The following is a 19,034-nucleotide window of genomic DNA, read 5'->3' on the forward strand; positions in this document are numbered from 1 at the left end:
TCGTTTCATAAACGTTTTCTATCGGTTTATCACTTTAGTATAATTATATCACAAGTTTATAAGATAACCAACTTTCTTTTTCGTTTCCTTCCTATTATATCACAAATTATTGCAACATAAAAAATCAAGGAAATCAGTTAAAAAGCCTGATTCCCTTAAAAATTTAACCTTTCTTCAAGATATTTCTCTACTTCTTCAATTTTTATTCTCACTTGTTGCATAGTATCTCTATCTCTTATGGTTACACAATGGTCATTTTCCGAATCAAAGTCATAAGTAATACAGAAAGGCGTGCCTATCTCATCCTGTCTTCTATACCTTTTACCTATGCTTCCTGTCTCATCGTAATCTACTACGAACTTATTTCTCAACTGGTCATAAAGCTTATAGGCATTTTCTGATAATTTCTTAGATAATGGAAGCACTGCTGCCTTAATGGGAGCAAGAGCAGGATGAAACCTTAAAACTACTCTAGTTTCTCCATCTTCTAACTCTTCTTCTTCATAGGCATCTATTAAAAACGCCAACATTAACCTATCTACCCCAACAGAAGGCTCAATGCAATATGGTATGTACTTTTCTCCTGTTACAGGGTCCATATAAGACAGGTCAACTCCCGAATGTTCCATGTGTTGCCTTAAATCAAAATCTGTTCTATTAGCTATTCCCCACAACTCTCCCCATCCAAAGGGAAAATTATATTCTATGTCTGTGGTGGCAGTACTATAGTGAGATAATTCTTCTTTTTTATGGTCTCTAAATCTTAAATTTTCTTCTTTTAAGCCGAATTCTAAAAGCCAATCCATGCAATATTTTCTCCAGTAACTAAACCATTCCATGTCCTCTCCCGGTTTACAGAAAAATTCCAATTCCATTTGCTCAAATTCTCTTGTTCTGAATATGAAATTACCAGGAGTAATTTCATTTCTAAAAGATTTACCAATTTGTCCTATTCCAAAAGGCATTTTCTTACGAGTTGTCCTTTGAACATTTTTAAAGTTCACAAAAATTCCTTGTGCGGTTTCAGGCCGCAAATACACCTCTGATTTAGAATCTTCTGTAACACCTTGATAGGTTTTAAACATGAGATTAAACTTCCTAATATCAGTAAAATTATGGGCACCACATTTTGGACAGGGCACTTTATATTCTTTTATAAATTCCATCATTTGTTCATTTGTCCAACCTTCAATAGAAATATTTAATTCCTTTTCTTTAATGTAATCTTCAATCAATTGGTCAGCTCTAAATCTTGATTTGCACTCTTTACAGTCCATTAAAGGATCGCTAAAACTGCTAACATGACCTGATGCAACCCATACTTCTCGATTCATCAAAATTGCAGTATCAATCCCTACGTTATAGGGACTTTGTTGAATAAATTTTTTCCACCACATCCTCTTAATATTGTTTTTAAGTTCTACTCCCAGAGGTCCATAATCCCAAGTATTAGCAAGTCCTCCATATATTTCAGACCCCGGAAAAACAAATCCTCTGTTTTTTGCAAGGGCAACTATTTTATCCATTGTGACTGCTTGTGACATTTAATAACACTCCTTTTTCTCTCGCAATTATACAAAAACCCTTCATCCCTTTTGGGAAGAAAGGTTTTTGACGTTACTTATTTAAGAATACCAAAGAGACAAGCTTCTGTCAATCTTTTTTCTTTTCTTCTTTTAATACGGTTACGCTTTTATCATGTTTTTCAACTTCAATTGTGCAATTGGCTAAAAGCGCTACTGCCGCTCCCACTAACGTCAACTGAGGAATGATAACAGCAGAAATAGCACCTGCAGTTACAGGAATCTCCAAGAGAACTTTATCGTCTTTTTTTATTCTTATTTTTGTTACATTACCTTTTTTAATTAATTCTTTTATTTTGTCCATAACTTCTGAACCTGCAACTGTAAAAGTCTCAGTCCAGCTTTTTCTATTCTCTTCTATATATATCAATGCATCTACAACACTTCCATCTGACTTTTCTAATGCTTCTTTTGCTTCTTTATAACTTACTCCCGTTCTTTCTACTATCATATCTATTTTTTCTAATTCTTCATCTAACACGTTAAACCCTCCTTTCACATATTTTGTAACTTGTCAATAAAATCTTTTGATTTAAACTCTATTTCAAGATGTTCTTTCATATAGGCTGTTATTATTTTATCCACTTCTTCTTTTATAACTCCTGAAACTTTAATATTTTGAAGCTTGTCATAATCTCCTTTAAGAAAATACTTTATAGCTTTTAATGTTACTCCATGTAATGGCTTGGCGTCAAAACATTTATTTTTGCAGTTTATACACACTGCACCCCCGCAAGAATTAGAAAAATATTCTAAATTTCCTTTTTTTCCACACACAACACAATTATCAAGTTGAGGCATATATCCCAATAAAGAAACTAATTTTAAGTTATAAGAAGAAATAAAAATTAAAGGGTCTATTTGTAGTTCGTCAACTGCTTTTAAAGAATGTTTTAAAAACAGATACAGCCTCTCGCTTTTTTGATTTTCCTCTAAAATTTTGTTTATAGTTTCGGCAATATACGAAGCTACAGAAAATTTAACTAAGTCTTTTTCTATATTTTTATGAGCTTCGATTAACTCCCATTGGTCAATATAGTAATAATTTTGCCCCTCAAAAATAACATAATTGGCAACAATAAAAGGCCTTATTGCATTCACAAAGCGGCTCTTTGAGCGCCTTGCCCCTTTTGCCACTGCCTGGAGTTTGCCATAGCTTTTAGTAAAAAGAGTGGCAATTTTGTCTGTTTCACCTATTAAATTGTTTTTTAATACTATTGCTTCTGTTTTTAACAAGCGCATTTTTTATCAACTCATTTTTAGTTTATTCCATTCCTCCACAATCTTAACGCCTGCACTTGCCCCAATACGATTAGCTCCTGCTTCAATCATCGCCTTAGCATCTTCAGCAGTTCTTACACCGCCAGAGGCTTTAACACCAAAGTTTTCACCAACTGTCTGTCTCATTAATTTTACATCCTCTACAGTAGCTCCACCTGGTCCAAAACCAGTAGAAGTCTTAACAAAATCAGCACCTGCTTCTTTTGTAAGCTGACATGCTTTTACCTTTTCTTCATCAGCGAGATAGCAGGTTTCTAAAATTACTTTTACAACTATATCTCCATAGGATTTTACCGCTTTCACAACTTCTTCAATTTCTTTTTTCACATAGTCATAATCTCCACTCTTCAACATGCTTATATTTAATACCATGTCAACTTCTGTCGCACCTTTTTTAACCGCTTCAACTGCTTCAAATACTTTGGTTTCGATAGTATTTGCACCTAATGGAAAACCTATTACTGTGCAAACTTTAACATCTGTATCTTTTAACATACTATAGGCAAGGTCTACAAAGCAGGGGTTTATGCAGACAGAAGCAAATCCATATTCTTTTGCCTCATTACAAAGCTTTTCTATCTCGCTTTTTGTCGCATTTGGTTTTAATAAAGTGTGGTCAATCATTTTTGCTATGTTCATAATATAACCTCCTTTTGTTTTCACTAAATACTTTACTATTCGTAAGTTTTCTTGTCAATGGCATATCCTAATTTTTTAAGTAACGTTGTATTGTCTCTCCACCCCTTCCTCGTTTTTACCCATAGGTCAAGAAAAACCTGTTTTCCATAAAATTCTTCTAAATCCAGTCGCGCACTTTGACCTATCTTTTTTAGCATTTGCCCATTTTTACCTATAATAATTCCTTTGTGAGACTCTTTCTCGCAATAAATATATGCTTCAATGTCTATTATATCTTTATCTTCCCTCTCTTTAATAGATTCTACTTCCACATAAACACCGTGAGGCACTTCTTCCTCTAAAAAGTGTAACATCTTCTCTCGAATTATTTCTGCCACTATTAATTTTTCGGGCTGATCTGTTATATAATCATCCAAATAATATTTAGGACCTTCTGGCAAAAATGATACAATTTTTTCTTTTAACAAGTCTATATTTTTGTTTTCAATAGCAGAAATAGCTACTACATCTTTAAACTCATATTGCTCTTTAAAAATTTTTATAGTTTCTTCTACTCTTTCCTCAGGCACCAAATCTATTTTATTGACTACAAGTATGACAGGTGTATCTACTTCTTTTAAATACTCAATTATGTATCTATCTCCAGGTCCTACTTCAGTATCTGGTTCTATCATATACAAAATAAGGTCAACTTCCTTCAATGTTCTTTTAGCTACCTCAATCATAAATTCGCTTAATTTAGATTTAGGTTTATGAATGCCAGGAGTGTCAACAAAAATAACCTGGTATTCATCTGTTGTCAAAATCCCACGAATGGTATTTCGAGTAGTTTGGGGTTTGGGAGAAGTAATAGCAATCTTTTCTTGTAAAATTGCATTTAAAAGAGTAGATTTTCCTACATTAGTTCTACCAACTAATGCTACAAAACCAGCTTTATAGCCCATATCATCACTCCTTATTTGATTATTTGAAAAATCAATACTGTAATCAATATTCCAAATAAACCTCCAAAAAATACCTGAGAAAAAGAGTGGATTTTACCTTCTACTCTGCTTTCAGCCACCATAAGAGCAAGTAAAAAGCCTAAAGTGGCAATAAAAGCATTTGCTGTGATAAAAGTTATAGCTGTCGCAGTAGCAAAAGCAATAGCACTATGAGCGCTGGGCATTCCTCCCCTCATAGGAGTTCCTTCTTTAAAATGCACCTTTAAAATTACAGTCAAAAACACTACAACTAAAAGACTTATAACTGTGATATGAATAGGTGACTCTCTAAGCTTTAATAAAATTATTTTTGTCCAAGGATTTACTCTATCAAAAAATATTAAATAAGCTACAAGAACGGCATTTATCGCAGATATAAGGACTGCTCCTGCAGCTACATTTTTCGCAACCTTAGCCAAAGGATTATAATTTTTAACCATCATGTCAATTGTGGTTTCAATAGCCGTATTTATCATTTCAGAAATTAAAACTAAAGAAATTGTAAATAAAATTACCACAAATTCTACTCTTGAAAGGTCAAAAAAAAGGCAAAAGAATAATACCAATATCGCTATGGCAAAGTGAACCTTCATGTTTCTTTGGGTCTTAAAAGCATGTAAAATACCCTCTATCGCATAATTAAAACTGTCAATTAAATTTCTCGATTTCACAAAATCACCGCCCAATATTAAGCCTCGCCATAACTTCCTCTTCTTTTTCCCTCATAATTTTTCTTTCTTCTTCAGTTTCATGGTCATAACCCAAAAGATGCAACATGCTGTGAGCTGTTAAATAAGCTACTTCTCTTTCAAAGGAATGTCCATATTCTATTGACTGCTCTAATGCTTTTTCTAAAGAAATAACTATATCTCCTATTGGCTGTACCTCTTCTGAATCTTCCTCTATTTTCTCAACTTCCCCATAAGTCTCTTCAAACTCTGCTAAGGGAAATGACAAAACATCTGTCGGCTTATCTATACCCCTATAATATTTATTTAATTTTCTAATTTCCTCATTATCCACAAAGGACACACTTACTTCAACATTATCAATAACCTCTTCTACTTCTAATACTGTTTTTATGACTTTTTCAACTAATTCTTCCAAATTTGCTGCATCAACTTTATTTTGTCTGTCGTCTATCAAAATGTTCATTCTAACACCTCTTTATTTTGATTTGGTTCAATATCAGGATACTCAATTCTTTTATGAAACATACCAGTTAAAGCAGTCAAAAAAGAATTTTTTATAGTTTTAATATCTTTTAAAGTTAAATCGCTATCTTCCAACTGACCATCATTTAATCTATCTGCCATGATTTTTTCAATCATATTCTTTATATTTTCCTCAGTAGGTTCAGGAATAGACCTCACAGCTGCTTCTACAGAATCTGCCAACATCAAAATGGCAGACTCTTTGGTAGAAGGTTTTGGACCTGGATATCTAAAAGATTCTTCTTCGCAAGATTCCTCTTCATTTTGTAAAGCCTTAGTATAAAAGTATTTCACTAAGGAAGTACCATGGTGTTCTTTTATCAAATCAATGACTTGTTGAGGAAGTTTATACTTTTTAGCTAATTCCACCCCATCTTTTACATGGGAAATTATTACTAATGTACTTAAATCAGGAGAAATTTTGTCATGCAAATTTTCTCCTGAAAGCTGGTTCTCTTTGAAAAAATAAGGTCTTTTAATTTTACCTATATCATGGTAATAAGCCCCTACTCTAACTAACAAACTGTTCGCTCCAATAGCATCAGAAGCAGCTTCTGCGAGATTTGCTACTACCATGCTGTGGTGATAAGTCCCAGGAGCATCCATTATAAGTTTTTTAAGAAGCGGATTATTTGGATTTGACAGCTCTAAAAGTTTTAAAGGAGTTAAGATATCAAAAGCTGTTTCCCAAAAAGGCAAAGTACCAATAAGCAAAATTATACTAAAAGTTCCACTGATAATTCCCCATAAACTGCTTTTTAATACAGAAATTATATCATTGCTATTTAAAAGCCCTATTCCTACAATACTTACAAGATTTACCCCACTGACGTAAAGACCCGCTTTTACAAAATCTAAACGTTGCTTAGAATGAGAAAGTTTTACTGCACCAATCAATCCTCCCAGCAATGACATAAAAATAAATTCTTGGTTAAAACTCACCATTAAACCTACTAAAAGAGAATAAATTATGTCAATCATAATAGCAATATAAGGATCTATTAAAACAGAAATTAGCATAGGCAAAGTAGCAGAAGGAATTAAAAGAGGCTCAATCCCTTTAAAGGCAACAGCCAATAAAAGATAAAAAATACCTGTTAAACACAACAATTCAATGTAGATTTTTTTGGTAGTAATCTTTTTGTCCAATTTTATAATATAATACACTGATAAAAAGAGTGACAAGCCTAAAATCAAAAATAAGCCTATTATCATTCCATAATCAATCTTACTGCTGTTTTTTAAGAGGCCCAAAGACTTCAAAACTTCGATTTGTTGTTGTGTCACCACTTCTCCACTGACTACAATATTTTGTCCTTTTTTATACATAACCGGCTGTACTTTTTCCTCTGCTTCTTTTTTTGCAAGGTTTGTCTCATAGGCATTATATATCATATTAGGAACAACGACAGAAGATAAAATCTTAACAGCTACTGGTTTTACTTCTGCAGAAATATCCGAACTTTCTACAAGACTCTTAGCATCATTTAAAACCGTGGGCAAAGCATCTTCCGTAATCTGCCTTGCCATAATTGCTTTTTCTGTTGATAATACCACCGATTCCATGTTTATAAGGGTATTATCATCTATTTTTAAAAGCAAAGCTACTTCATTATCTCCTAAACCTATGGGACTTACAGCTTTAAAGTCTTGCAATTTCTTTTCTTCTGCTTCTGAGGATTTGCGTACCTCTCTTAATTTATTAAAAAAATCAACTAGCTTAAGATAAGATTCTTTTGCAATATTTTCATTATAATCATATTTAGGATTAACCGCATTTACTGCTTCTTGTATCTTCTTTTGAGTAGCTATTGTGTCCACTACGTCTTTAGGTGCCTTTATATCTTGCGTAGCTACATCCCCTACCTTAAGGTCAAATTTGGGAGGCGTTACACTAGTATAAACTAAGGCATAGGAAGAAATAAAATAAAAAACAACAAAAAAAATGATTATCAATTGCTCATTTTTAATTATATTTTTTATATGTTTGTCCAGTTTTTTCATGGATTATTCCCCTCGCTCTGGGATTTCTGATTTATTTTCCTCCATGTTTTTCTCATAAATTTCATAAGCTTTTACAATTTTAGCTACAAGAGGATGCCTTATCACATCTTCTTCAGAAAGCATTACAAACTCTATACCTTCTATTCCCTTTAATATCTCCATAACCTCTTTTAGCCCGGATTTTTTACCTCTTGGCAAATCTATTTGAGTAACGTCACCAGTTATAACTGCTTTAGAACCAAAACCTATACGGGTTAAAAACATTTTCATCTGCTCAGGAGTGGTGTTTTGAGCTTCATCCAGTATTATAAAAGAATCGTCTAAAGTTCTACCTCTCATATAAGCTAGTGGTGCTACCTCAATTAAGCCTTTCTCCATGTATTTTTGGAAAACTTCTGCTCCTAAAATGTCGTAAAGTGCATCGTATAAAGGTCTTAAATAAGGATCAACTTTTTCTTGCAAATCTCCTGGCAGAAAACCTAACTTTTCTCCTGCTTCAACAGCCGGCCTTGTTAAAATTATACGACCTACTTCTCTATTTTTCATCGCAGTAATAGCCATTGCCATAGCCAAATAGGTCTTGCCCGTACCGGCTGGTCCTATTCCAAATACAATCTGATTTTTCCTTATAGCTTCTACATATCGCATCTGTCCATAAGTTTTACACCTTATCTGTTTGCCTCTTGCTGTTATACAAATAATATCAGACATTAAAGTCTTTAGTTTTTCTTCTTCTCCTGCCTCAATCATATTCATAGTATACAAAACATTTTGAGTAGTAATTACATCTCCCTTTTCAATCATTCCCATCAACTTGTTAAAAAGTTTATTAGCAGACTCCACGTTTTTTTCTTCCCCCGTTATTTTAATAATTCCTCCTCTTAACACTATCTTGACATCTAATCCTTCTTCTATTAGCTTAATATTTTCATCAAAGTTGCCAAACAAATTGGCAGCTTGCTCCATATCCTCAATATTAATAGCTAACTCCTTAATCAATGTTCCCCTCCTGTATAAGAAATTTTTTCTTTCATTCCTATTTCCTCTAAAACCTCTGCAGTAATATTGGCTCTTAATATTTTATCTTGTATAATCACATAACTTTCTTTTTTATTTACTATCTTACTTTGAGAGCCTAAAACCTTCTCCAACTCCTTTAGTGCTTTTTCAAAAGCAATATTTTTTGCTTCCTCTTTAGATAAAACAATAGTTTTAGGTTTGGTTTCGTAATATACTTCTTTTATTATTTTAACTGGAAAATCCTTTGATATTATCTCTTTTTCTTCTTTTTCAAAATTCTTAAAGTCTACTTTTTTAGGGGATATAGTTATAGTATTATTGCCAAATATTATTTTTGTAACGGTTATTTTGTTGTTTGTCCTTTCAAAGACTTCTTTTTTTAGCTCTGCATCAGCATAAACTTCATACCATGTCCTAGCAATAATTTGACCATCAGCATGTACAAATCTTGTCTCTAGTCCTGGCTTTTCAATTATCCCTGTAACAATTATATCTCCCGCTTTTACTGTATCTCCAACTTTTTTTACGGCTTCCCCTTCTAAAACCGTCATCTTATAAATTATTCCGTCTTTTTTAGCTATTATATTGCATGGTTCATCTTTTGACAATACCTCTTGAGGTTTTGTTTTACCTACAACTTTTACAAAAGCATTAGTCCCTTTTATGTTTATTCCTATCCATGATATTTCATTATTGTGTAATAAAAATTCTGTCTCTATTTTATTAACATCTATAGTAAACTTAGAAACTCCTGGCTTTAATCCTAAGTGTGAAAGCTTTTCTAAAACTACTTTTTCATTTACATTGTTGACGGTTTCTACATTAATTTCCCATATAAAAGTAGAAAATGCATAAATCAATATAAGAGAAATTGCTGCCCCTAAAACCAATGCTTTTCTTCTTTTTAACCGAGAAATTACAAAAGGCAATCCTCTTTTAGAAATCACTGAAACACGACAATTAGTTCTTTTTGCCAAAAATACTATTTCTTTGAAACCCTTTATACTTACTTTTGCGACTATAGTAGTATAATTCCTACGCTCAATATCCCAAATATAGACATTATTTACCATAATAAGATTTAAAAATTTTTCAATTGACAAACCTTCAATCTTAATAATAACATATCCTTTTAAAAAATTCCATAATTTTATTGCAACCAAAAACATTCCTCCTATACCATCATTTCTATATTCATTATTTCACCGCTAATCGTTATAATCTCTGTCATTATAGAATTCACAATCATATTTTTACCTAATATTCTAACAACACCTATTGTTGTATTTATCCTAATCCTTTCAGGAATATACTCAATAATTCCCTTGTGGTTTTCAATAGTAACATGGGTTTTCCCTATCAAAGTTATTTTAGGGAGATTAAGCAATACCTCTTTTGGAAAATCTATTGCATTTACAAGTTCGTTTTTTATCTCATCTTTCATACTGTAACCTCCCTTCTCTTAAAATTTTATGAGGAAAAAATTAAAAAAATTCTCTTGCTTTTTTATAGGCAATAGACCTTTTGAGTAATTAGAAAATATGTATTATAATGAAAGTAACAGAATTGAATATTTCTATTACTGTAAATTATTTTTTGGGGGGATTTGCCTTGGAGAAAATAGTAATAATTTTTACTGGTGGAACTATATCCATGAAAAATGACCCGAATTTAAATGCTGCTATACCCTCTTTATCAGGAAATGAGATACTAAAAATGGTTCCCAACATAAAAGAAAATTCCCAAATTGAAATAATTCAATTTGGGAATTTTCCAAGTCCTCACTTAACTCCCGAGCTATTAGTAAATTTGAAACTAGAAGTAGAAAACGTAATCAAAAAACAACAAGTAAAAGGAGTCGTCATTACTCACGGTACAGACACCATAGAAGAAACAGCATATTTTTTAGACTTAACTATAAATTCCGAAAAGCCAATAGTCTTGACTGGAACCATGAAAAATTCTTCTGAAATTGGATACGACGGTCCCAGCAACTTAATTGCTTCTGTAATTACTGCTTCCTCAGAAAAAGCCAAAAACAAAGGAGTATTAGTAGTTTTCAATAACGAAATACATGCTGCACGAGATGTCACAAAAACTCATACTTCAAGTATTGACACCTTTAAAAGCCTTGAAACAGGTCCAATAGGTGTTGTAGATAATAACAGAGCATATTTTTATAGGAACATTGAAACAAGAGATTATATACCAGTAGACCATTTAGAGCCAAGAGTAAGTCTATTAAAAGTCGCCTTTGGTATGGATGATAAAATTATCAGATTCCTTGTTAACAGCGGAGAAAAAGGAATAATAATAGAAGGAACAGGAAGAGGAAATGTACCTCCAAAATTGGCTGAGGGTATAGAATATGCTATATCAAAGGGGGTAATTGTAGTGTTAGTTTCAAGATGTCCTATGGGAAGAGTTGATGCCTCTTACGGTTATAAAGGTGGCGGAAAACATCTTAAATCCTTAGGGGTAATCTTTGGAGACAATCTCTCAGGACAAAAAGCTCGTATAAAGCTCATGGCAGCTCTTGCTTATTCTAATAATTACAATGAAATCAAAAAAATGTTTGAAGAAGAAAGGACTTGATACCTAATGGCATCAAGTCCTCAGTTTGTTGACAAAGTTAAAAAAATATTCAAAGGAGATATTTTGCATCGTCGCTCCGATGTTCCAAAGCGACAAAACTAAAGCTCGACCTTCGCGCTCCGGCAGGGTACCGGGCACAATCGGCCTCCTTGCCTTAAGGTGCCCGCCTTCGCCATCCATGGCTTCGGCCCTGCCTCCACCCTCGGTCTTGCTAAGTTTTGTTGCCGCTTTGTCACAAGTCGCTTCTTATGCAAAATATCTCCTTTACGAAAGTTTGTCTACAGTCTGAGGACTTGATACCTAACGGCATCAAGTCCTTTGTTTACTGTAAATACTTATTTACTATGTCTTTAACAAGGTTCCCATCTGCTCTCCCTTTTACTATTGGCATTACCTTTCCCATTACTTTTCCTATATCGCTTTTAGTTTTAGCACCAGTTTCTTCGATAGCTTTTTTTACTATTTCCTCTATTTCCTCTTCGGATAGCTGCTTCGGTAAATAAGAAAGCATAATCTCAATTTCTTTTCTAGCTTTATCCACTAAGTCTTGCCTTCCACTTTTTTCGTAATCCGGCAACACTTCTTTTCTTTGCTTTATTTCTTTAGAAATTACATTAATGACCCCTTCATCGTCTAATTCTTTTTGAGTATCTTTTTCAACTTGGAGAATAGCTGCTCTTACCATACTTAAAATATTCTTTTTAAAATTATCTTTGTTTTTCATGGCTTCTACCATATCTTTGTATATTCGCTCTTTTAGGGTCATGGCAAGCACTTCCTTTATTTATTATATTTATATTTTCTTTTTCTTGCTGCTTCGGATTTTTTCTTACGTTTTACACTGGGACTTTCATAATGCTCTCTTTTGCGAACCTCTGATAAAACGCCTGCTTTAGAACATTGGCGCCTAAACCTTCTCAGAGCATTGTCCAATGATTCATTTTCGCCGACTCTTACTTCAGCCACTACTCTCCCTCCCTCCAGATAAACTGCTCAAGCTAAGCTGCGTATTCTGCTGTGATGTCTTGCTGAAAATTCTCATTTTATTATACTCCTAAAGCCATAATGTGTCAATGATTAACCTGGTGGCCAAGTCATAAATCTACCGCCTAAAAGATGAAAATGTATGTGATATACCGTTTGTCCCCCGTCATTTCCACAGTTTGATACAATTCTATAACCTTTTTCGTCAATTCCCTCTTTTTTTGCTAATTCTTTTGCCACCATATAAGCATGAGATATTAAATGTTTGTTATCCTCATTTAAATCTAACAATGTCGGTATATGTTCTTTTGGCACAATGAGGATATGTACAGGTGCTTGTGGGTTAATATCCCGAAATGCTACGACTAAATCATCTTCATATACTATATTGGAAGGTATCTCTTTATTTATAATTTTACAAAAAATGCAATCTGACATCCTTTCACCTCCTCTTTTTATATTCTACACATCTGGTTAAATTCCTTCAATTTCTCCAATTAAGAAATTATCTTTTATTTCTTTTATTTTCACTGGGAAAATCTCATTTCTAAGTAACTTTCTATCTCCTTTAACAGCTACACTTAAATAATTATCAGTCAAGCCTTCCACATAACCCTCCATATTCTTTACCGGTTGTTCAAAGAGGACTTCCAAAGTCTTTCCTATAAAACTCTCCATGAATTTGCGTTCACACCTATTAGACAATTCTATGAGTTTTTTACTCCTATATTCTTTTACATGATTTGCAACTTGATTTGGAAAGTTGTAGGCTCTTGTACCTTTTCTCCTTGAATATTTAAAAACATGCATTTTGCTAAAACAAATCTCTTCCACAAATTTGTAAGTCTTGAGAAACTCCTCTTCCGTTTCACCAGGAAATCCCACCATAACATCTGTAGTTATCGCCACATCATTGATGTATTCTCTTAACCTATCAATTACACTTTTGTACTCCTTTGTAGTATATCTTCTTCCCATTCTTTTTAAGGTTTCATCACATCCACTTTGAAGGGATACATGATAATGCCTGCACATCTTAGGCAAGTTAGCTATTTCCTTCACAAACTCTTCAGTTAAAAAAGTAGGCTCAATAGAACTAAGTCTTATCCTTTTTATGCCATCTATTTCATGAATCATCTTTATAATGTCCAAAAGCCCAATATTTTTTAAATCTTTGCCATAGGAAGCTATGTGTATACCTGTGAGGACAATTTCTTTATACCCTGAATCAGCAAACCTTTTTACTTCATCTATTACTTTTTTGGGGTCTCTACTTCTCACCGGTCCACGGGCGTAAGGGATTATGCAGTAAGTACAGTATTGATTGCAGCCGTCTTGAATCTTTATATATGCCCTTGTCCTTTCTGTATAAGCTGTTACTCCAAATTCCTCATATTTTTTTTGAGTCATTATATTATTTACCACACTTAACTTTTCATTTTTTCGCGTAAATTCCTCTACTAATTCCACTATTTTGTCTTTATTTTTCGTACCAATCGCTATGTCCACTTCCGGAAGAGAAAAAGCTTCCTCTGTACTTACTTGCACATAGCAACCAGCAGCTACTACCACCGCATCAGGATTTTCTTTCTTAGCTTTGCGTATTTCCTGCCTTGACTTCATATCACTTCTATTTGTTACAGTACAGGTATTTATTACGTAAACATCCGCTTTTTCATTAAAATCAACTACTTCATAACCAGCTTTTTTAAAAAGCTCAGCCATGACTTCTGCCTCATATTGATTTACCTTACACCCCAAAGTATAAAAAGCAGCAGTTTTTTTATGACCATATCTTTCATAAAATTCCTCATTACTAAGAGTTAAATCTACTTTTGCCACTTTAAAAATGCTCCTCCTATTAAATCTCTTTTTCATATTATATCACATATTATAACATGCTATTGTACACCAAAAAAAACAGGCCCCGAAGGGCACTAAAAATATCTTTTTGTTCTTTGTTTATTAATAATTTAACCCATATCTCCTAATTCATACATTACTATTGAACAAACTGCGATGGCTGCTGTCTCAGTTCGCAAAATCCTGGGGCCTAAGCTTACAGGCTTAATACTTTTGTTTAAGGCTAATTCAATTTCCTCTTGAGAAAAACCTCCTTCAGGGCCTATAAAAATTCCAATTTTTTTTATGCCTTTTGCCTTTTTAAGCACCTTTTTTAATTTTGAAGTTTGTTCCTTTTCATATGGAATTATGCATAGATCAAACTTATCAACCTGATTTATGGCCTCTTCAAAGGAAATAGGCATACAAATTTCGGGCACCCCAGTTCTGCCCGATTGTTTACAAGCTTCTTCGCTAATTTTTCTCCACCTAGCAATTTTTTTATTTATATTGCTTTTAGTTATGTCTACAACCGTATAACGAGTCACAACTGGGATAAATTTTTTAACTCCAATTTCTGCACACTTTTGGATAATCAATTCCATTTTATCTGATTTAGGCAAACCTTGGAACAAAGCAATTTCTAAAGGACTTTCTGTATTCGATTCTAATTCTTTTTCTAAAAATAAAATAAGCTTGTCTTTTTTTATCTCCTCAATGCGAGCAGCATATTCTTTTAAGCCATCCGATGCAACAATTTCATTACCTCTTTTAAGCCTTAAGACATTTACCAGATGATGAAAATCTTCTCCTTCTATATAGACAAATTCTCCTTTAATATTTTGCCGATCAATAAAAATTTTTCTCATAAGCTCTCACTTTTTCCTTGATAATATTGCACACCATTCTCCTTCTTCTCTAATTTGCAATATTTCAAAAAATTTTTCAACTTTTTGCAAAACTTCTTCACATCTATCTTTAATTATTCCACTTACTAAAAATAAGCCTTTTTCTTTTAAGTAGTCTGGTACTTTAGAAGATAATTTAATTATAGCATCTGCAATAATATTAGCTACTATAATATCAGCTTTTCCCTCAAATCTTTCTAATAAATCACTTTTAAAAACTTTTACGTTGTGTAAATTATTAAGCTTCACATTCTGCCTTGCTACTTCCACAGAAACTTCGTCTATATCTGCCGCATAAACTTCCTTTGCTCCTAACTTGCTACTGGCAACACTAAGTATACCTGAACCACAACCTATATCAAAAACTGTACTTTCTAGCATCATAATTTCCTCTAAAAGTTCCAAACACATCTTTGTAGTCTCATGAGTACCTGTGCCAAAAGCCATTCCAGGGTCTAATTCGATAATTATCTCTTCTCCTTGAGATACATATTCTTCCCAAGAAGGCTTAATCACTATTTTCTTCCCTATTTTTAGAGGCTTATAATACTGTTTCCAATTGTTTGCCCAGTCCGCTTCGTCCACTTCTGAGACTTTTACGTCAAAATTGCCTATATCAATTCCAAAAGACTTAAGTTCTGCAATTCTATCTTTTAAAATATTTATTCTATCTATAGTATCTGAAGCAATAGGAAAATAGGCAAAAACCTTAATATTTCCCTCTTCTTCAAAAAGAGAAGGGTCAAAATAATCCCAATTATCACTTTGCACTAACAGTTTTACATCATTAGGGTTTTTTATAACTACGCCGCCAGCCCCTAATTCGTGCATGATATTTGACACAGCCTCTTCTGCCTCTTGTGAAGTTGTCACTTGTACCTCAATCCATTTCATTCTTTTCCACACCTTTACTCAAATTTATTATCCGCCAAAAGCATCTTTCATTCTTTGAAAAAAGGATTTTGATTCTGTTGTAGTCTCTCCCTCTAATTTCTTTAATTCTCTTAGCAATTCTTTTTGCTTTTCTGTCAATTTTTTAGGCACATCAATATAAACTTCTACAATTTGGTCTCCGCGTCCTCTTCCATTTATGTGAGGAATCCCTTTTCCTCTTAACTTAAACTTAGTCCCTGTTTGAGTTCCTTCTGGTATTGTAAAGCTAACTGTTCCATCCAGCGTAGGAATTTTTATTTCTCCACCTAAAGCTGCATCAGCAAAACTTATCGGCATTTTCAAATGTACATTGTATCCTTCTCTTGTGAATAACTCGTGGGGTTTTACGTGAATTACAATATAAAGGTCGCCCCTTGGACCTCCTCTTAAGCCTGGCTCTCCTTCCCCCCTTAAGGTAAGCATTTGTCCTTCGTCTATCCCTGCTGGTATAGTAACTTTAATTTTTCTCCTCTTTCTAATTCTACCTGTGCCACCGCATTTGTTACAAGGATTAGTAATAATTTTCCCTTCACCATGGCACTTAGGACAAGTTCTTATATTTACAATTCTTCCAAAAGGAGTATTCTGTGCAGTCCTCACTTCACCAGTTCCATGACATACAGGACAAGTCTCGGGTTTACTACCCGGCTTAGCCCCTGTTCCCTTACACGTATCACACTCTTCAAATCGTTCAACCTCTATTTCTTTTTCTGCCCCAAAAGCAGCTTCTTCAAAAGTTAAAGTAAGGTCATATCTTATGTCATTACCCTTTTGAGGGCCTGTTTCTGCTCTTCTCCTGCCAGTACCAAAGAAATCATTAAAAATATCGCCAAATATATCGCCAAACCCTCCAAAGCCTCCAAAATCAAAACCGCCCTCTCCAAAACCTCCTTGACCAAACCCACCTTGGCCAAAACCGCCTTGTTCAAAGGCTGCGTCTCCAAATTGGTCATATTGGGCTCTTTTTTGAGGGTTGGAGAGAATTTCGTAAGCTTCGTTTATTTCTTTAAATTTTTGCTCTGCTTCTTTATCTCCTGGGTTCAAGTCAGGATGATATTTCTTAGCAAGCCGCCTATAAGCCTTTTTTATTTCTTCTTCTGTGGCATTTCTATCTACTCCTAATATTTCATATAAATCTTTTTTAGCCACTTTCTCACCTGCCTTTCATTACGCAAATTAGAACCAGGTAAAACCTGGTTCTATATTATTTATTATCATCATCCTCCACTTTATAGTTGGCTTCATAGACATTATCCTGTGTTGTACCTTGTCCAGCACTACCTGTATTTGTAGCTCCTCCCGCTTGTCCTCCTGCTTGTTGGTATATTCTTGTAGAAACTTTGTAGAAAGCTTGGGAAAGTTTCTCAGAAGCATTTTTAATCGCTTCTATATCGCTTCCTTCAAGAGCTTTTCTCACATTTTCTATTTCTCTATTTATTTCGTCTTTTTCAGCTTGCGTTACCTTATCCCCAAGGTCTTTCATTGTTTTTTCAGCTTGATAAATGAGAGAATCTGCTTTATTCCTTATTTCGATTTCTTCTTTCTTCTTCCTATCTTGTTCTTCATACTGCTTAGCCTCATTAATCATCCTCTGTATCTCTTCTTCTGACAAATTAGTTGTAGAAGTAATAGTTATATCCTGAGATTTGCCAGTACCTAAGTCTTTTGCAGAAACATGTACAATTCCATTGGCATCTATGTCAAAAGTAACTTCAATTTGAGGTACTCCTCTTGGAGCTGGTGGAATCCCTGACAAAATAAACCTTCCAAGAGTTTTGTTGTCTTTTGCCATAGGCCTTTCGCCTTGTAACACGTGTATTTCAACAGAAGTCTGATTATCCGCCGCAGTAGTAAATATCTGGCTCTTTTTTGTAGGTATTGTAGTATTTCTCTCTATAATCTTAGTAAATACTCCACCTAATGTCTCTATACCCAAGGACAAAGGTGTTACGTCCAGTAAGAGAATATCTTTCACTTCTCCGGCCAATACTGCCGCTTGTATAGCTGCACCTATAGCCACTGCCTCATCTGGGTTAATTCCCTTGTGAGGTTCTTTACCCATTATTCTCTTTACTGTCTCCTGCACTAAAGGCACTCTGGTAGAACCACCAATGAGAATAACTTTATCAATATCAGAAGGTTTTAAACCTGCGTCGCTTAATGCTTGGTTAACAGGACCCACAGTTGATTCTACAAGGTCTGAGATTAGCTCTTCAAATTTTGCTCTTGTAAGATTTACATCTATATGTTTTGGACCTGTAGCATCAGCAGTAATAAATGGCAAATTTATATTAGTAACCGTTGCAGAAGAAAGCTCTATCTTTGCCTTTTCTGCAGCGTCTTTTAATCTCTGCAATGCCATCCTGTCATTTCTTAGGTCAATTCCATATTCTTTTTTGAAATTGTCAGCAAGCCAGTCTATTATCCTTTGGTCAAAGTCATCTCCGCCTAAGTGGTTGTTACCACTTGTAGCCAAAACTTCAAATACTCCATCTCCTATTTCCAAAATCGAGACATCAAAGGTTCCACCACCTAAGTCATAAACCATTATCTTTTGATTTCCTTCTTTGTCAAGTCCATATGCCAAAGCAGCAGCTGTCGGCTCATTTATTATTCTCAAAACCTCAAGACCTGCAATCCTACCTGCGTCTTTTGTAGCCTGTCTTTGGCTGTCATTGAAATAAGCAGGAACGGTAATTACCGCCTGTGTAACTTTTTCACCAAGGTATGCTTCTGCATCAGCCTTGAGCTTTTGCAAAATCATTGCAGAAATCTCTTGAGGTGTATATTCTTTATCGTCAATTTTTACTTTGTAATCAGTTCCCATGTGTCTTTTTATAGACATTATAGTCCTGTCAGGATTTACAATTGCCTGCCTTTTTGCAACTTGCCCTACTAACCTTTCTCCTTCTTTAGTAAAAGCGACGACTGAAGGCGTAGTACGAGCTCCTTCTGCGTTAGGTATTACTACAGGTTGGCCTCCTTCCATAACAGCAACACAAGAAAATGTAGTTCCTAAGTCAATTCCTATAACTTTTCCCATATTTT

The 19,034-nt window shown here is 34.1% G+C and carries 21 protein-coding genes; 1 reads left to right on the top strand and 20 read right to left on the bottom strand.

The window, feature by feature from the left end; genetic code table 11:
- Positions 1-155: 155 nt before the first annotated feature.
- The 11 genes from BUB32_RS08085 to yqfC all read right to left on the bottom strand — a co-directional run bounded on the left by BUB32_RS08085 (position 156) and on the right by yqfC (position 10,168).
- Positions 156-1,544, bottom strand: a complete 1,389-nt coding sequence (locus BUB32_RS08085) for a glycine--tRNA ligase (protein WP_072968950.1) — start codon at positions 1,542-1,544, stop codon at positions 156-158.
- A 109-nt stretch (positions 1,545-1,653) separates the two neighbouring features.
- Positions 1,654-2,064, bottom strand: a complete 411-nt coding sequence (locus BUB32_RS08090; RefSeq protein WP_072968951.1) for a DUF4342 domain-containing protein — start codon at positions 2,062-2,064, stop codon at positions 1,654-1,656.
- A 14-nt stretch (positions 2,065-2,078) separates the two neighbouring features.
- Positions 2,079-2,825, bottom strand: coding sequence for a DNA repair protein RecO (gene recO, locus BUB32_RS08095; protein ID WP_072968952.1), 747 nt, complete (start codon positions 2,823-2,825; stop codon positions 2,079-2,081).
- 6 nt (positions 2,826-2,831) lie between these two features.
- Entirely contained in the window at positions 2,832-3,503 is a 672-nt protein-coding gene (gene deoC, locus BUB32_RS08100) for a deoxyribose-phosphate aldolase (RefSeq protein WP_072968953.1), read from the bottom strand.
- Positions 3,504-3,538: 35 nt separating this feature from the next.
- Entirely contained in the window at positions 3,539-4,447 is a 909-nt protein-coding gene (gene era, locus BUB32_RS08105; RefSeq protein ID WP_072968954.1) for a GTPase Era, read from the bottom strand.
- 11 nt (positions 4,448-4,458) lie between these two features.
- Positions 4,459-5,157: a diacylglycerol kinase gene (locus BUB32_RS08110; protein WP_072968955.1), complete on the bottom strand. Its 699-nt coding sequence runs from the start codon at positions 5,155-5,157 to the stop codon at positions 4,459-4,461.
- Positions 5,158-5,161: 4 nt separating this feature from the next.
- Complete coding sequence (gene ybeY, locus BUB32_RS08115; RefSeq protein WP_072968956.1) at positions 5,162-5,641, bottom strand: rRNA maturation RNase YbeY; 480 nt, start codon at positions 5,639-5,641, stop codon at positions 5,162-5,164.
- Entirely contained in the window at positions 5,638-7,704 is a 2,067-nt protein-coding gene (locus BUB32_RS08120) for an HD family phosphohydrolase (protein WP_072968957.1), read from the bottom strand. The genes ybeY and BUB32_RS08120 overlap by 4 nt, the downstream gene beginning before the upstream one ends.
- A 3-nt stretch (positions 7,705-7,707) precedes the next feature.
- Positions 7,708-8,703, bottom strand: a complete 996-nt coding sequence (locus tag BUB32_RS08125) for a PhoH family protein (protein ID WP_072968958.1) — start codon at positions 8,701-8,703, stop codon at positions 7,708-7,710.
- Positions 8,700-9,887, bottom strand: coding sequence for a sporulation protein YqfD (yqfD, locus tag BUB32_RS08130; RefSeq protein ID WP_072968959.1), 1,188 nt, complete (start codon positions 9,885-9,887; stop codon positions 8,700-8,702). Before yqfD ends, BUB32_RS08125 begins: the two co-directional genes overlap by 4 nt.
- An 11-nt stretch (positions 9,888-9,898) precedes the next feature.
- Entirely contained in the window at positions 9,899-10,168 is a 270-nt protein-coding gene (gene yqfC, locus BUB32_RS08135; protein ID WP_029688843.1) for a sporulation protein YqfC, read from the bottom strand.
- A 167-nt stretch (positions 10,169-10,335) separates the two neighbouring features.
- Here yqfC and BUB32_RS08140 point away from each other — a divergent pair, with 167 nt between their 5' ends.
- Positions 10,336-11,319: an asparaginase gene (locus BUB32_RS08140; RefSeq protein WP_072968960.1), complete on the top strand. Its 984-nt coding sequence runs from the start codon at positions 10,336-10,338 to the stop codon at positions 11,317-11,319.
- A 12-nt stretch (positions 11,320-11,331) separates the two neighbouring features.
- Here the strand turns inward: BUB32_RS08140 and BUB32_RS12970 are convergent, their stop codons facing one another.
- From BUB32_RS12970 to dnaK, 9 genes are all read right to left on the bottom strand, one after another.
- Positions 11,332-11,499: a hypothetical protein gene (locus BUB32_RS12970; protein ID WP_200773867.1), complete on the bottom strand. Its 168-nt coding sequence runs from the start codon at positions 11,497-11,499 to the stop codon at positions 11,332-11,334.
- 142 nt (positions 11,500-11,641) lie between these two features.
- The gene (locus BUB32_RS08145) at positions 11,642-12,085 is read right to left on the bottom strand and encodes a GatB/YqeY domain-containing protein (protein ID WP_042832809.1); all 444 of its coding nucleotides are present in this window, start codon (positions 12,083-12,085) and stop codon (positions 11,642-11,644) included.
- 14 nt (positions 12,086-12,099) lie between these two features.
- A complete protein-coding gene (gene rpsU, locus BUB32_RS08150) occupies positions 12,100-12,285 on the bottom strand; it encodes a 30S ribosomal protein S21 (RefSeq protein ID WP_003867924.1) in 186 nt (61 codons plus the stop codon).
- A 111-nt stretch (positions 12,286-12,396) separates the two neighbouring features.
- The gene (locus BUB32_RS08155) at positions 12,397-12,741 is read right to left on the bottom strand and encodes a histidine triad nucleotide-binding protein (RefSeq protein ID WP_072968961.1); all 345 of its coding nucleotides are present in this window, start codon (positions 12,739-12,741) and stop codon (positions 12,397-12,399) included.
- Positions 12,742-12,777: 36 nt separating this feature from the next.
- Entirely contained in the window at positions 12,778-14,145 is a 1,368-nt protein-coding gene (gene mtaB, locus BUB32_RS08160) for a tRNA (N(6)-L-threonylcarbamoyladenosine(37)-C(2))-methylthiotransferase MtaB (protein WP_072968962.1), read from the bottom strand.
- A 131-nt stretch (positions 14,146-14,276) separates the two neighbouring features.
- The gene (locus BUB32_RS08165) at positions 14,277-15,014 is read right to left on the bottom strand and encodes a 16S rRNA (uracil(1498)-N(3))-methyltransferase (RefSeq protein ID WP_072968963.1); all 738 of its coding nucleotides are present in this window, start codon (positions 15,012-15,014) and stop codon (positions 14,277-14,279) included.
- 6 nt (positions 15,015-15,020) lie between these two features.
- On the bottom strand, positions 15,021-15,947 hold the full coding sequence (prmA, locus tag BUB32_RS08170) for a 50S ribosomal protein L11 methyltransferase (RefSeq protein WP_072968964.1): 927 nt from the start codon (positions 15,945-15,947) through the stop codon (positions 15,021-15,023).
- Positions 15,948-15,974: 27 nt separating this feature from the next.
- On the bottom strand, positions 15,975-17,135 hold the full coding sequence (dnaJ, locus tag BUB32_RS08175) for a molecular chaperone DnaJ (protein WP_072968965.1): 1,161 nt from the start codon (positions 17,133-17,135) through the stop codon (positions 15,975-15,977).
- Positions 17,136-17,190: 55 nt separating this feature from the next.
- Positions 17,191-19,029, bottom strand: coding sequence for a molecular chaperone DnaK (dnaK, locus tag BUB32_RS08180; RefSeq protein ID WP_072968966.1), 1,839 nt, complete (start codon positions 19,027-19,029; stop codon positions 17,191-17,193).
- Between the last annotated feature and the right edge of the window lie 5 nt (positions 19,030-19,034).

The organism is Thermoanaerobacter uzonensis DSM 18761, assembly GCF_900129115.1.
In the GTDB taxonomy this organism is placed as follows: domain Bacteria; phylum Bacillota; class Thermoanaerobacteria; order Thermoanaerobacterales; family Thermoanaerobacteraceae; genus Thermoanaerobacter; species Thermoanaerobacter uzonensis.

Coding starts and splice junctions, on each gene's coding strand:
- BUB32_RS08085 (WP_072968950.1), bottom strand. CDS start 1,544: ATGTCACAAGCAGTCACAATGGATAAAATAGTTGCCCTTGCAAAAAAC.
- recO (WP_072968952.1), bottom strand. CDS start 2,825: ATGCGCTTGTTAAAAACAGAAGCAATAGTATTAAAAAACAATTTAATA.
- deoC (WP_072968953.1), bottom strand. CDS start 3,503: ATGAACATAGCAAAAATGATTGACCACACTTTATTAAAACCAAATGCG.
- era (WP_072968954.1), bottom strand. CDS start 4,447: ATGGGCTATAAAGCTGGTTTTGTAGCATTAGTTGGTAGAACTAATGTA.
- ybeY (WP_072968956.1), bottom strand. CDS start 5,641: ATGAACATTTTGATAGACGACAGACAAAATAAAGTTGATGCAGCAAAT.
- BUB32_RS08120 (WP_072968957.1), bottom strand. CDS start 7,704: ATGAAAAAACTGGACAAACATATAAAAAATATAATTAAAAATGAGCAA.
- yqfC (WP_029688843.1), bottom strand. CDS start 10,168: ATGAAAGATGAGATAAAAAACGAACTTGTAAATGCAATAGATTTTCCA.
- BUB32_RS12970 (WP_200773867.1), bottom strand. CDS start 11,499: ATGGATGGCGAAGGCGGGCACCTTAAGGCAAGGAGGCCGATTGTGCCC.
- BUB32_RS08145 (WP_042832809.1), bottom strand. CDS start 12,085: ATGACCCTAAAAGAGCGAATATACAAAGATATGGTAGAAGCCATGAAA.
- BUB32_RS08155 (WP_072968961.1), bottom strand. CDS start 12,741: ATGTCAGATTGCATTTTTTGTAAAATTATAAATAAAGAGATACCTTCC.
- BUB32_RS08165 (WP_072968963.1), bottom strand. CDS start 15,014: ATGAGAAAAATTTTTATTGATCGGCAAAATATTAAAGGAGAATTTGTC.
- prmA (WP_072968964.1), bottom strand. CDS start 15,947: ATGAAATGGATTGAGGTACAAGTGACAACTTCACAAGAGGCAGAAGAG.
- dnaK (WP_072968966.1), bottom strand. CDS start 19,029: ATGGGAAAAGTTATAGGAATTGACTTAGGAACTACATTTTCTTGTGTT.